General features: G+C 49.8%; 8 protein-coding genes. 4 read left to right on the forward strand and 4 right to left on the reverse strand.

Translation table 11 applies throughout. The features are described from left to right. The 3 genes from ACN0YH_RS16225 to ACN0YH_RS16235 all read left to right on the forward strand — a co-directional run. Nucleotides 1-4,914: Ig-like domain-containing protein (locus tag ACN0YH_RS16225; protein WP_417380625.1), on the forward strand; the 4,914-nt coding region annotated here is incomplete at its 5' end. Between the two features lie 377 nt (nucleotides 4,915-5,291). Then, entirely contained in the window at nucleotides 5,292-5,651 is a 360-nt protein-coding gene (locus tag ACN0YH_RS16230; RefSeq protein WP_417380626.1) for a DUF3467 domain-containing protein, read from the forward strand. A 546-nt stretch (nucleotides 5,652-6,197) separates the two neighbouring features. Beyond that, nucleotides 6,198-9,074, forward strand: coding sequence for a 2-oxoglutarate dehydrogenase E1 component (locus ACN0YH_RS16235; protein WP_417380627.1), 2,877 nt, complete (start codon nucleotides 6,198-6,200; stop codon nucleotides 9,072-9,074). Nucleotides 9,075-9,183: 109 nt separating this feature from the next. Here ACN0YH_RS16235 and fhcD read toward each other — a convergent pair whose 3' ends face one another. The 4 genes from fhcD to surE all read right to left on the reverse strand — a co-directional run bounded on the left by fhcD (nucleotide 9,184) and on the right by surE (nucleotide 13,848). Then, on the reverse strand, nucleotides 9,184-10,110 hold the full coding sequence (gene fhcD / locus ACN0YH_RS16240) for a formylmethanofuran--tetrahydromethanopterin N-formyltransferase (RefSeq protein ID WP_417380628.1): 927 nt from the start codon (nucleotides 10,108-10,110) through the stop codon (nucleotides 9,184-9,186). Between the two features lie 88 nt (nucleotides 10,111-10,198). Continuing rightward, entirely contained in the window at nucleotides 10,199-10,849 is a 651-nt protein-coding gene (locus ACN0YH_RS16245; RefSeq protein ID WP_417380856.1) for a response regulator transcription factor, read from the reverse strand. Further along, a complete protein-coding gene (locus ACN0YH_RS16250) occupies nucleotides 10,842-12,890 on the reverse strand; it encodes a PAS domain S-box protein (RefSeq protein ID WP_417380629.1) in 2,049 nt (682 codons plus the stop codon). Before ACN0YH_RS16250 ends, ACN0YH_RS16245 begins: the two co-directional genes overlap by 8 nt. A 163-nt stretch (nucleotides 12,891-13,053) precedes the next feature. Then, nucleotides 13,054-13,848: a 5'/3'-nucleotidase SurE gene (gene surE / locus ACN0YH_RS16255; RefSeq protein ID WP_417380630.1), complete on the reverse strand. Its 795-nt coding sequence runs from the start codon at nucleotides 13,846-13,848 to the stop codon at nucleotides 13,054-13,056. 126 nt (nucleotides 13,849-13,974) lie between these two features. Here surE and ACN0YH_RS16260 point away from each other — a divergent pair, with 126 nt between their 5' ends. Further along, nucleotides 13,975-14,604 carry a nucleotidyltransferase family protein gene (locus ACN0YH_RS16260; RefSeq protein ID WP_417380631.1) on the forward strand — a complete coding sequence of 210 codons (630 nt, stop codon included), beginning with the start codon at nucleotides 13,975-13,977 and terminating at the stop codon, nucleotides 14,602-14,604. Nucleotides 14,605-14,737 lie beyond the last annotated feature (133 nt).

Raw genomic sequence — 14,737 nt, forward strand, 5'->3', positions numbered from 1 at the left:
GAAGACGGTAGTGGATTGACCTATGTGATCTCGCCTGCCTATGCCGGTGACGGTTCTGTTGTGAATAACGGAGATGGCACCTTCACATTCGATCCGGAAACCGACTTCCAGGATCTGGCACTTGATGAGACCACAAGCGTTTCATTTACTTATACGGCGACTGATACCCATAGTGGTGTGAGCAACACCGGGACGGTGACGGTCACTGTGACGGGGGTCAACGATCCTGTTGAAGCGAACAATGATACTGCCAACGTATCTAAAAACAGTACGGTCAACATTGATGTTCTGGGTAATGATGTTGATGTTGATGCGACCGATACTCTGACGGTGACTCTGATTGATGGTCAGGCTGTGACCAACGCAGGGGATTTTGTGACCTTGACTTCGGGTGCGACCGTCACACTCGAGGCAGATGGTAGTTTGACCTATGATCCGAACGGTATTCATCCGGATCTGTTGCCACCTGATACCGAGGCGGATTCCTTCGTCTACACTGTTAGTGATGGTACTGTAACTGATACCGCGACTGTAAATGTGACGATTCACGGTAGCAATGAGGATCTGGTCGTTACAGACGAACTGGAAGATATTTCGCGGGATGGCCTGACACCAGAAACCATTGATCTGGATCTGCATTTCAACGATCCAGACGCTGGCGATATAGTGACTTATAGTGTGGAAGCAACGCTGGTTGGCGGAGGATCGCTGCCTGCCAATTTCTGGACGAACGTGATTTCCATCTCGGGGAGTAATTTAAATATTACCTATAATGAATATGCCAGCAGTCAAGTTCGTCTGCCGGTTGAAATTACGGTGACCGCTCATTCCGATGATACACTTTCCGACGATGTTTCAAGTTCGTTTATATTGACGCCTGATGCACAGACTACGACTGAGATTCGGTTGATCGCTCGTCCGGTGGCCTCTTCGGGCACTGATTTTACTTACTTCCGTGCCTCGACAACTTTTGATACAGTCGTCTTAGGTGCTAAGGGGGGGGCCGTTTTTAATCTGACGAATGGTCAGCAGGATCTGAATTATACAATCGGCGGGCTTGCCGATTTCAATAATTCTGATTCCGGTTCAGGCCCCATCGTTGACATCGAGGCAAATCTGACTGCTGTTCGTATTATCGATACAACAAACAGTGGTAGTACGGTATTTACGATCTATCATAAAACCAATACCGACGATAACCCGACTGTCGACTTTGAAGAGGGGCTCATCAGTGGTGTCTGGGCCCATGATGATTCGACAGTGTTTACCAGCGCGATTCTGGACCAGCTCTATAATGGTGATCTGGCTGTTGAAGTGGAAATTGCCGGGCTCGGCACACAGATTCTGTCTGGTAATAATATTGGTGTCTCACCGGAAGTCGATAATGCGGTATCGCTGCCTTCCGAGCAAACCGAGTACTATGTCGGACAGGATTATGTCGTCGAGGTCTGGATCAGCGATCAATTGCAGCAACTGCTGGGAAATGATGCTAATACCGGATTCTCAGGAGCCCTGGTCTCCCTGACATGGGCGGGGGCCGGAAATATTCCAGAGGCACTGGCGGCCAACATCATGGGTGAAGCGTCGGTACTCAGTCTGAATTCTGGTAATGCTGCGATCAACATCGATAATGATGGTAATATAATTGTCGAGTTCAATGGTGGTGTGACGTCGTTATCTGCAGGTGTGGGGGGCTCCTATTCCCGTATCGGATATGCCCAGTTCAAGGCCTTCGATGTCACACTGGATGCCGACCCCATCGAATATTCAGTAGATATTTCTCAACCCGATTCACTGCAGAAAGGGGGGGGGAGTGTCCACTCCAGTCAAATTAACATTGTTGGATCCAATGTGACTCAGAAGCAGGCCTACCAGTTTGAAGTTCAGACTGATCAGAGTCATATTTCGGTCTCCGGTAGTGTGAACAGCGGTGGGGAAATTTCAAACCTGAGTTCTCAGGATATGGATCTGAATCAGACTGACCTGAGTGGTCGTATGACCGTGGTCCTGGATGATCTGGTCACTCCTACCAGCATCCAGATTGCAGATTCCTATCTGGAAATTAATCCTTCAGGACTGGTTAATCCCCAGCGAGGTGCAACTGGAAATGCCAGTAATACTTCGCTGGCAGACTTTGGTTTGACAAGTACTGTGTTTGGTGGTTTTGGTACTTATAACCTGGGGCTACGTGATGTGATTGCTTCGATGCTTTCAAGTCAGCAATCATTGAATAATGGTACTTTTTCCGTCACCGATCCATGGATTCTGGAAAATGGTAAAGTCGACTCAATTACATTGAATGCATTTAATGACAGTGTGATTTCACAGAATACAGATACTGCCTCCGGTCTGGAACTGACATTCTTTGATCCAGGCGGAACTCCACCGGATGGTTTGTCTTCCTGGTCTGAAGCTGAGCTTACGGATCTGGGGGGAGGGGTTTTTGAACTGGTCGTGCCGATCAGCCGCACGCTGACTTTCACTGATTCCACTGGTGCAGAGATTACTTTGAATTTCACCGGGGCGATTACCTCGACATTCAATACTGATCAGTCGGATAAACATGGTGATACGACTGGGACGGCAACGGATACCAATTTAACCCATAACGAGCCGGGGACTCAGGTTTACCAGGGGGTCATTGGAAATAATGAAACCCTGGATGATCCCCTGGTGGACGTCGATATGTTCATGGTACAGTTGAATAATGGGGATTCTGTGACGGTCGATGTGGACGGCGACATGCTCTTCACCGGACTGGACAGCGTGATTTATATCTTCAATGAAGCAGGGGAGATCGTTGCATTTTCTGATACTAATCTGGCGCCAGATGAATACCTGGTCACTTATGGTGAAGGCGATTCGTATGTGACTTTCACCGCAGATGCGGACGGTACCTATTACATTGGTGTGAGTGCTCTGAATGGAGCCTATGATGATGTTAGTAGCTATGATCCATTCGACATTTCCAGTCATGATAGCGAAGGTAATCAGCAGGTCGGCGCGTTTGATGGCGGTGGTTATGACCTGACGATTACGGTGACGCCAGGAGTCGGTGATCCATTGCATGGCACCCAGGCTGTTACCAACGATCAGGTTCTGAATGAGGGGACTGCCTTCGATATCGTGGTCGTACGGAATCAGACTGAGATCGATTCGACCGGACACATCAGTGGTTTGCCTGTCAGTGACACCTGGATTGATGAATGGAGTTCATTCTGGGTGGAAATTTATGTGGAAACAGCGGATGCCAATTCCATCACTGATGCGACTGTTGATCTGAATTATAATACGAATTTCTTCACAGCGACTGAGATCGAATTCAGCCGCGCATTTTCTGACAATGGTACAGCCATTATTGATGATACCACGGGTGTGGTAACAGGACTCAGTGGTTCCGCGGCGTTGGATCGTGTCGGTAATTACAATAAAGCCCTGTTGGCCCGCGTGAAGTTTGAATCGCTGGTACAGGATGATGTCACGATTGACTTTGAGGATAAATTCATTGGTCCCCACGCTCTGGGGCTCTCCCTGGGCAATGTTAAAGTCGGTCTGACAGGCGATGTTGAGACGCAGATCATTGTCGGTGATGCTCCGCAGACCGATCTGTGGGCCATCGCCTTCGATGTGAATGATGACGACAAAATCAATTATCGTGACCTGATTATGCTGGTATCTGTTTACGGGCAGAACGTGCTGGATTCGAATTCCCCGTATGTCTGGGCATTGGATTCCGATAAGAGCGGAACAGTGAATCATCGCGATCTGACATTCCTGGCGACCAATTACGGCGTCCACAAAGGGGGAGACAGACAGGTTGTTTATCCATCCAACTTCCTGCAACGCTGGTACGGTAGGACGACGGATATTACCGGTGAGTCTTCGATCGATCAGGTGATGGATGAAGCGTTGGGAATCTGGCAGGATGCGTTGGGACTGGAAGAGTCCCTGGATATTCAACTGGTGATCACCGATCTGGGTGGAACTCAGTTGGGTGAAGGTCAGATTACCGGAGTGGATGAAGAGGGTCGTCCGGTTTCGGGGATCGTGACACTGGATGATAATGCCGCCGGTCTGGGCTGGTATTCGGATCTGGATTCCTCTGCCTTCAGTGATACTGATCTGGAAGGGGGTGTATCTTACACAGCTGATGCGAGTTCTGCCGCCGCCGGTCATTATGACCTGCTGACGGTTCTGTTACACGAAATCGGCCACGTGCTCGGATTCACGGACACGTATGCACCGTTTGAAAGTTTTATACAAACCGGAGTGGGAGGAACTTTGTCCTTCGTCGGGAGTGGCTTTGAAGCGACGCTGACCGATGATGGTCTGCACCTGGATGATACGGTTCATGCCGGCGACGTGATGAACGCGACCCTGGACCCGGGTGTTCGCAAACTGCCTTCCATTCTGGATACCTTGATTCTACAGTCTGCCCACGAAGCCGCTGCTGCCGGCAGCTTTGAGATCCTGATCGGGGTGAATGCTCCGCTGATGGCTAATCTGCCTCTGGTGGCGGAACCTCCTGTGACGCAGGTCACCAAGAATGAGAGTTCGCTGGTGACTGTCATCGCGCCACTGGAAGAACTGTCTCCAGTTGTGTTTGATGTGACCAGCAGCCTGTTGACAGGTGAAACGCCGGTTCAGCCAGGTTTGACTCAGTTCGTGAATCAGCTGCTGCAGAGCCAGGGTCTGGATCAAAGCGAACTGGATCTGACAGTTCTGGAAGGTTTGAGCGACGAGTTGATCAATGACTTGCGTTTGAACGGTCTTTCGATTGTCGATGGCGGAAAGATCGATGTTTCGGATCTGATCGATGAGGAAAGCGGTGATCTGGACCTGGCCGGGCTCAGCAATGAAATCGATGCCGATTTCGACGATGTCTTCTCAGACTGGGCAGGTCCTATACTTTAAATAGTCTAAGTAAATTTCAGGCCCTGGTGAGGATGCGATAGCTGTCATCAGGGCCTTTTTTCTAAAAACCCCATGTTCTGGAAGCTGTAGGAGAAATAGGTTGTCGAGTTGCGTTTTGTCAACATGCAGTCATTTTCGTAAACGCTTACAGTCTGAATTCCAAGAGTTTTAAAGTCTTTGTGTTCTGTTCTTGAATGCTGAACACCGCGGTGGTATGTTTCAGGTGTCTTGAGTACAGTCAGGACGAATCAATCAAGTATTTTCGGGGTGAACTGCCGAAGTTTCAGGGTGAAGTTCATTTCAAATCAGTTCAGGTTCTGTATTTCTGGAACCAGTTACTTCTTAAGAATTTGTATCACATTGAGGAGAAAAAAAGCGTGAGTGCTAAGAAAGATGACAAACCAGCTGATGAGACAACAGAACCTGCCGCAGAAGCGGCACAGGCTCCCGCACAGCAGCAACAGGTCAAAGTAAATGACGATAATGTGGCTGCCAGCTACGCCAACTTCTGCCGTGTTTCGAGCACACCAGAAGAACTGATTTTAGATCTGGGTCTGAATCCTCAGCCACTGGATCCAGCGAACACTGAGATCAATGTTGGTCAGCGAATCATCCTGAACCATTACACCGCCAAGCGACTGTTGAGTGCTCTCTCAATGGCTTTACAGCGTCATGAGCAGGCATTTGGTGTTCTGGAAACAGATATCCGTAAACGAGTTGTTCGTCAGCAGACTTAGTGCTTTGTCAAGCTGAAAATTGAGGGTTGGGGGTATTGTTTACGTGCTCCGTTGTCGCACTCTTGTGATATGTTTCAACCCAAAATTTAAAAATGACACTCCACTGGTCTAAATACGGTGATTGCCTTGTTTCCGGTTGCAATGGGAAACGATTGAAGGTAACAATCACGAAAGATCAAGCTTACCCGCCGGCCCGATGTCCTGGACATCGGAGCCGGTTTTTTTTTGCTGTTATCGGGAATGGAATGGTCGAATAATGCCTGTGATGGTCTGTCAGAGGGTTGATTCCCGATTTTCCGGTTTTTCCTGAAAATTTGGATAAAAGTATGGCAGCGGTTGAGTAGGAAAGTGAAATCGACTTTGGTAACTTTCTTTCGGACAGCGCAAGTCTGCTAGAGTAGAGAGCTTTAAATCTCTGATCTAATACGGTAATGTAGAAGAAACATGTTTTAAATCTGTATTCGCGACAGAGCATTCTCCCTGCGTGTCGAGTAGACACTGTTGATGCCTTTGTCCGGATTCATAACTAAGCCCGGAGAGGGCATAATGCTTGATAAACCAGATTCTGCTTCGTTTTACTCAGAAGGCAATGGGCACTCCGACAATCAGCTGCCTGAAGAAATGGTCAACGATTTAAGCTCGGAATCGTTAACTTTCGTGGAGTCGCTGTACACGAGCTATCTGGAGTCGCCGAGCTCGGTCTCGCAGGAATGGCGTGACTATTTCTCGAAGTTCTCCCAGAAGATGACCCGCAGCCGCAAGCCAGGTTTCGGGCCTTCCTTCAAACGTCATACGATGTTCAACCCTCCTGGTAAACAGAAGACCGAGGGGATGGACCGCCAGACGATGAAAATTGCAGATCGTCAGGAGCGTCTGGACCAGCTGATTCGTAATTACCGGGTGCGTGGTCACATTCTGGCATCACTGGACCCGTTGGGAAAGAAACGGGCGACGCCACCGGAATTGATGCCCGAATTCTATGATTTCTCAGAACGGGATTACGACCGCGTCTTTTCCACCTCAACATTTGGTGGTCCCAAGCAGCGCACCCTGCGTGAGATGATCCAGTGGTTGCGGAATACCTACTGCCGATCAATCGGTGCGCAGTTTATGCACATCGACAGTCTGCGCGTGCGGAAGTGGCTGCAGAACCGGATGGAGAGCACCGCGAATTTTCTGAAGTTCGAACGTCCCGAGTCATTGCGGATTCTGCGACGGTTGACCGATTCGGTTGTGTTTGAAGAGTTCATTCAGAAAAAATACGTCGGTCTGAAAAGCTTCTCGCTGGAAGGAGCCGAGAGTCTGATACCTCTGCTGGATCTGGCGATTGAAAAAGCGGGAGAGCAGGGGGTCGATGAAATCGTTTTCGGGATGGCACATCGGGGTCGTCTGAATGTTCTGACGAACATTATGGGGAAAAAGCCGCGCGAAATTTTCCGCGAATACGAAGACTCTGTCCCCGAGATGAGCGTCGGTCGAGGCGATGTGAAATATCACCTGGGTTACAGTTCCGACTGGATGACCGAGTCGGGTCACAACGTGCACCTGACGCTCTGTTTCAACCCGAGCCATCTGGAATTTGTGAACCCGGTTGCGATGGGCCGCATGCGGGCCAAGCAGGATCGCTGGGCTAATATTGATCGTACCAAAGGTATGGTCCTGCTGATTCATGGTGATGCTGCATTTGCCGGGGAAGGGGTTGTCCAGGAGAGCTTGAACCTGAGTGAGCTCCGGGGCTATCGAACCGGTGGTACCATTCATGTAGTCGTGAATAACCAGATTGGTTTCACAACTGATCCGGCACAGAGTCGTTCATCTACCTACGCGACAGACGTGGCGAAGATGTTGCAGATTCCCATTTTCCATGTAAACGGGGAAGATCCGGAAGCGGTGGCCCAGGTTGTTCGCCTGGCGATGGATTTCCGAAAAGAATTTCACCGTGATGTTGTGATCGACATGTATTGCTATCGTCGTCGTGGACATAATGAAGGGGATGAGCCCGCATTCACGCAGCCTCTGATGTACGACATTATCAACAAGCGTCCTTCGGTAAGAGACAGTTTTCTGCAGCGAATGCTGGAACGGAAGTCTGTGACGAAAGAGGACGGCGACCGACTGCAGGATGAAAGTATTTCCCATCTGGAGTCCGAGCTGGCAGCAGCCCGGGTCGAGAATTATCCGCATACCGTTGAGCTGCCCGCAGGGATCTGGGCCGGCTACCGTGGCGGTCGAGAGTTACCGGCAGACCAGATTGATACCGGTGTGCCCGAGAAAAACCTGGTGAACCTGCTGTTGAAGCAGACTGAGGTTCCCGAGCACTTTACACCTCACAAGAAAATCCAGCGGCTGCTGAATATCCGTAAGGAGATGGCAGAGGGCGAGCGAAAGATTGACTGGGGAACGGCTGAGGCGCTGGCCTTTGCCTCTTTACTGACCGAAGGATACCGAATTCGCGTCAGTGGTCAGGATGCACAACGCGGCACATTCAGCCATCGACATGCCGTGCTGCATGATGTCAAAACCGGTAAAAAATATACCCCGTTGAAACATCTGGTCGGGGGACAGGGGCCGGTCGAGTTTGTCAACAGCCCGCTTTCCGAGGCAGGGGTGCTCGGCTTTGATTATGGTTATAGTCTGGACTGTCCTGACGGTCTGATTATCTGGGAGGCACAGTTTGGTGATTTCTGTAACGCTGCCCAGGTGATTATCGATCAGTTTATCGTGAGTGCGGAAGACAAATGGCAGCGTTACAGCGGCATGGTAATGCTGTTGCCACATGGTTTTGAAGGGCAGGGGCCGGAACATTCCAGTGCTCGCTTCGAGCGTTTTCTGCAACTGGCTGCGGAAAGTAATATCCAGATTGCGATGCCCACCACTCCGGATCAGTTTTTCCATCTGCTCCGGCGTCAGATGATCCGCAAATGGCGGAAGCCATTAATTGTGATGACGCCCAAGAGCCTGTTAAGGCATCGTGACGCGGTTTCCAGCTTTAAGTCGATGTGTTCGGGATCCTTTATCAAAGTGATCGGCGATACCACCGATCTGGAGCCAGCGAAGGTCAAACGCATTCTGCTGTGTACTGGAAAGATCTATTATGATTTAAGTGAGCACCGCAAACAGACTGAGCGCGACGATGTAGCCATCATCCGCATGGAACAGCTCTATCCGGTTCCCAAAGAGGAACTGGAACAGCAGCTGGCACCGTTTCCGGATGGAACTCCCGTGTACTGGGTTCAGGAAGAGCCTGAAAACATGGGGGCCTGGCGGTTCATGTATTGTCGCTTCAAGGGCAATCTGTTTGGTCGTCATCCGTTGAAAGGCGTGTATCGTCCGGCAAGTGCCAGTCCGGCAACCGGTTCGGGACGTAGCCACCAGTTTGAACAGGAAATGCTGATTTCCGAAAGTTTTCGAAAAGAAGACTAGACTGTGTTCCGTTTTACTGTAGCGTCTCCAGGGGTGTTTGGCCCGAGTATATTAGATTGAGAGACGCTCTACTTAAATGTGATGCGCTCTAACCGATGCGGATGACCGCTCAGGCCAGAGCGGTGTCGATCAGGTCTTTAAGATGGAAGTGGTGTTTTCCCAGCTTGCCGCCATAGTTTCCGGCGGTAATCTGGAGGATGCCCGGTTGTTGACAGACAGTATGCAGGCCGACCCGCATTGCCTGTTGCACGGGTTCAAACGCTGCACCATCAATGACAATTTCATAGACGCAGCCGGTGTTCTCCGGTAGTTCGGATGTTGTCTGAGCCTGTAAAGTCGGGCAAAAGGCATCGTTGGTACTGGCCTTGAGTTTCGCATAGCGGGAGCCGACTTTACTGCCACTGCGGACGATGCCTCCGGGGAAGGGAAGAATGGTGAGATCGACCTGCTGCATGGCTGAGACGGCCGCTTCTGTTGCGAGAAGTCCGCTTTTCTGATCAGTGGCAGAGATAATCAGATTACCGCCGGCGACCCCTTTGAACGTTCCCGTCTGATCTTCGCAGACAAACTCTCCATCCATGACGGGCACGCGCCAGAGTCGTCGGTCTCCCCATTTTTTGGAGACCTGGAAGCCATCTCCAAAAAATCGTAACTGGCTGCCTAAGGCGATGTTCTTTTCCGGATCGTCGGAGGAAAAACCGGCATAGCAGGCAGTGGTCGGGCAGGTGAGGATGCATTGCCCGACGCGATTCGAGACGGCTTTTTCCAGAGACGACTGTCCGAAGGCAAAAAACATCAGGCTGACCCCGGGGCGACCATCGGGACTTTCAGCCGGTGAGAGATATTTTTCAACTCCGGCTTCGGCGTCACAGGCAATCACGCTGGTTGCATAACCGGTGACTTCTGCCGCTGCGATTCTGACCCAGGATTCTGTTAGAGCCGTCACGATGATTCGCGTGCCAACCGTGGTAAATGCTTCCGCAAACGTATCGCAAACGGGAACGCCGTTTAATGCCAGTTCGGTATGATTGTTCAAAATTGTTCCCGGGGAATCTCAAGGGGCAATTATAAAAGTGATTGAATACTGGTTTGATTATTGCGGAATCAGGGTCAAAATCAAAGTCTCAGTGATCACGGTGATACTCGGGAACATCTTTGATCTGCAGGTCCATCTGAATCAGTTTTGGCACGCTTTTGGCCTGCATTTTTTTCATGATTTTGGCGCGGTGTGCTTCGACTGTTTTAAAACTGACATTCAGTTTTTCGGCAATTTCGCGGCTGGAAAAACCGGCGACAACATACTCCATGACTTCCCGTTCGCGGCGGGTGAGTAATTCTTTGCGTTCCAGCAGATCCTGATTCTGTACCCGGTTCTGTTTATTCTGAATATCAGTTTCGATGCCTTTCTGAATGTAGTCCAACAGAACCTGATCGCTGACGGGTTTTTCGAGAAAGTCGATTGCTCCTGCTTTCATGGCCCTGACAGCCATGGGGACATCCCCATAACCAGAGACAATAATGACAGGGATATCGTAGCCTTGTTCTCGCAGTTTTTCCTGCAATTCAAGGCCACTCATGCCGGGGATTCTGACATCCAGAACCAGGCAGCCGGGGATATCCGGGGAATAACTTTCCAGAAAATCGCTGGCAAGTTCATGCGTCTGCACTTTCAGACCGATCGATTCAATCAGCCAGCGGAGTGATTTTCTGATGGCGGGGTCGTCATCAACAACAAAGACGGTTGCTTCCTGCTGGATGGTCATGTTTTCAGTCATCACTGTTTCGATCTCCATGAGCTAATGGAAGGGTGATAATGAAACTGGCTCCCTGTTTGTTACGACGTGGGGTCAGTTTCCCTCCGTGGGCTTCGATAATCGTCTGGCTGATTGACAAACCGACGCCCAGTCCTTTTTGTTTCGTAGTATAGAACGTTTCGAAGATAGAATTTTCCTGCCCTTTTTTCAAACCTGTTCCACTGTCTGTTACGCAAATCATGAGATTTCCCGTCTGATCCTGATCCGATTGAATCATGACTTTGCGGTGTTCGGGGGCATGTTCCGACATGGCTTCGAAGGCATTTAACAGCAGATTGACCAATACCTGTTCAATCTGGATCGCGTCTCCAATGATCCGAAGAGGTCCCGGGCTTAATTCCAGGTGCAGTGAGACAAAATTACGCTGAATTTCGTGTTCCAGGAGCGCGATCGAATTCTGTATGACGGCGTTGATATCCAGCTTTTTCTGTTCCACTTCGCCTTTCTGAACATGCCTCCTGAGACGCTTGATGGTTTCACTGGCACGCTGTGCCTGACGTGACATCTCTTCGAGAGGTTCAATCAGATTATCCAGGGTCGTGGTTCCTGACTGAATGCGTCGAATACAGCCATTCGTATAATTGTTGATGGCTGCCAGTGGCTGATTTAATTCGTGCGAGAGTTCGGCAGCCAGTTCTCCCATTGTAGAGAGCCTGGAAAGGTGCGCGAGTTCCGCGCGGCGTCGTACGAGTTCCTGTTCTGCCTGTTTCTGTTGAGTAATATCGGTTGCGATGACCATGGCGGCGATAATAATACCTTCACTCACCATGGCACCGATGCGGCAGGAGTAGAGTGTTTTTTTGCCTTCCGGATTGAGTCCTTCTGTCTCCATAACCTGTGTTTTTCCCGAATGAAAGACATCCTGAAGAATTTCGCGGGCTTTATGGAGGTCTGCCTGATTCATATAGCTGAAAATGGATGAGCCGATAACGTCAGCCATATTTACCGATTCGATCTGGTGATTGATGTAGAGAATGTTCCCTTCATGATCCAGGGTCAGAATCGTATCAGGTGCATTGGTCACCAGTGAGCGCCACTTGGCTTCTGTCTGTTGCAGCGCGTTATACAATCGGTTCCGTTTGGTGTATTCTTCATTGAGAATGGCATGTGCGTGTTCCAGTTCGGCCGTGCGGGAAGCGACTCTGACTTCCAGGTTTTCGTTCAATTTTTCGAGTTCTTCCAGAGCTGACTGTTCCCTGGTGACATCTTTTACGCAGGAGAGAAGGAAAGTTTCACCACGAAAGTAGATCTGGACCGCGGAGAGCATGGTGCATAAACGGGTTCCATTCGGAATGATAAAGTCAAATGAAAGCTCGCGCGCGGTGCCTTCTTTCTGAACTTTTTCAATCATCTCCCGGCGAGTTTCTTTACTGGGCCAGAAACCGATGTCAAAGGCGCTTTTCCCCAGGATAAATTCCCGGTCGCACTGCAGCGCGGATAGAAATTTTTCATTGACCTCGATAAAGATTCCGGTGTCGATCTCCGTAATGCACATGGCGATCGGGTTGACCTGAAAAATCTTGCTGAAGCGTTCTTCGGAACGGCGGAGTTCTTCCTGTGAAGTGACTTTTTCAGTGATATCAATGGCGACTGAAAGAAATCCGTCGACGTGTCCGTGTTCATCAAACAACGGATTGTATTCGACATCAAAGACAAGCTCACCTACGGCCCGGGTCTGCTGCTGTTCTTCGCCTTTGAGTGTTCGTTTGAAAATATCAATCAGTTCCGGGTCATCGGCAAACTCTTTGAAAACAGATTTCCCAACCCATTCTCCGGGAAGATATCCCAGGCGGGACAGACCACCCCCTTCAGAAAGTGTGACGCTGCCATGACGATCGACGGCCCAGATGATCAGGGGAGTGATGGAAAGGATGTTTCGGAGCAGTTGCTGATCTGAATCGATGATGTTCTGCAGAAAATCGCCGGTCTGCAGTTCCGGGAATGTTTCTGATATGATTCGTGAGGCGAGTCTGTTGTGTTCCGGTGACTGATTGTGATTCACTGCGCACCTCCTTAACACAACTAGAGACAGATTAAAGTTTTTATAATACGTGCGGTTTGAAAGCAGGCTTGTACCGCAGATGAATGTTTACTTCCTGATTATCCCGCATTGCCGGGAAATGTCAAACTTTGCAAAGCGGGATTGGTAAATCCGGTATTTGCACTCATTTAAGGTTCAAGTCGATCTCTCCGCCAGATTGTTGTTCTGATGATGCTTGCAGATGTTCGTGATCGGTTAAGTCAAATTTCAGGGGGGTGACCGTAACAAAGCCTTCCGCCAGTTCATGGATGTCTGTGCCTGGTTCGAGTTGATGGTTTTGAATGGGGTCAAGTCCACTCCAGAAATAAGGTCGCCCGCGGGGATCAATTCGTTTTTCCATGACATCGAAATGTCGTTTAACCCCCAGTGAAGTCCATTTCACTCCCCGTGGCCAATCCGGACGTATTTCAGGAAAATTGATATTCCAGAGACCATCCGAGGGTGATTTTTCCTGTAACAGTTTACTGATGATGGGGACACTCTGAGCGGCACAGCGGTCGTAGTCGGGTTTCGTGTCGTTGGCAAAACTGCTTGCGGCTGAGATCGCGATCGAGGGAATACCCGCGAAGGCACCTTCGATGGCTCCAGCGACTGTACCGGAATAGAGAACATTGATGCCCACATTCGAACCGGAATTGATGCCACTGACAATCAGATCGGGTCGTTTCGGACAGAACTCCAGAATTCCCAGTTTCACGCAGTCTGCGGGACTGCCGGCGACCGCCCAGCCCCAGTGCTTTTCACTTTCGAATTCCTGATGTATCATCAGGGGATGTAAGTAGGTAATACTTAATCCCACCCCGCTTTGTTCAGCGAGGGGAGCAACAACTTCAACATCTCCGAGTTGGGTTAACGCTTTCTGCAGGCTGCGAATGCCGGGAGCGTGTATTCCATCATCATTAGTCAACAATATTTGCACGATTCGTCCTTAACTCTGAATAGTTCAGACAAGCTCTGAACGACCACTTGGATTATGACAGTACTCCACCGGAGTCGGATTTTAAAAAGGCCGGCCTGACAGTATCTTATCGGAATGAGTGATTTAATGACAACGCGCCGCCTGTTTGCTATTGTTCCTGCTGCCGGCCGAAGTCGACGGATGGGAACACATAAACTGCTGCTGACATTGGGAACTGAAACGGTGATTCAGCGACTGGTGAGAGGCTTGAGCAGTCAGGGGATTACAAAAATCGTCATTGTCGCCCGCCGAGATGACGTGCTGTTAAAGAAGCATCTGGCTGATCTGCAGGTTGATCTGGTTCAGCCAGAATCGGACCCGCCCGATATGAAATCCAGCGTCCAGTATGCGTTACGCTGGATTGAGGAACATTATCAGCCTGAGGAAGAAGAGGGATGGTTACTGGTTCCCGCGGATCATCCTGTGCTGGAGCAGTCCGTCATAGACGAATTATGTCAGTCCTGGGAACGATGTCCGGCTGATGTAATGATTCCGACGTACCAGAATCGGAAAGGACATCCGACTTTTTTTCGCTGGTCGCTGGCAGGTGAGATTTTCAGGCTGTCTGAAGAGCAGGGCATCAATGCGCTCTGGCAGAGTCGGAACATACAACCTTATCTGCAGGAATGTGATGTGCCGGAAATTCTGCTCGACCTGGATACCCCGGAAGATTTTGATGCATTGAGCAAGAAATACGGAACAGATAAAAAAAATTGATACATCCAGTGATGTAGATGTTTTCATTTCCTGTTGGATGTGACAGATCGGATGTCGTTTCTATGATTCATGTTGAGTTCTGATAACAGTTTAGTTCGAACGGATGTTGCATTTGTGAAACTTTGCAGGTGAT

The organism is Gimesia sp. (assembly GCF_048262075.1).
Lineage (GTDB): Bacteria > Planctomycetota > Planctomycetia > Planctomycetales > Planctomycetaceae > Gimesia.

Bases quoted from the DNA above. Each gene is read 5' to 3' on its own strand.
- ACN0YH_RS16245 (WP_417380856.1), bottom strand. From the start codon at position 10,849: ATGACTGAAAACATGACCATCCAGCAGGAAGCAACCGTCTTTGTTGTT.
- ACN0YH_RS16260 (WP_417380631.1), top strand. From the start codon at position 13,975: ATGACAACGCGCCGCCTGTTTGCTATTGTTCCTGCTGCCGGCCGAAGT.
- ACN0YH_RS16235 (WP_417380627.1), top strand. From the start codon at position 6,198: ATGCTTGATAAACCAGATTCTGCTTCGTTTTACTCAGAAGGCAATGGG.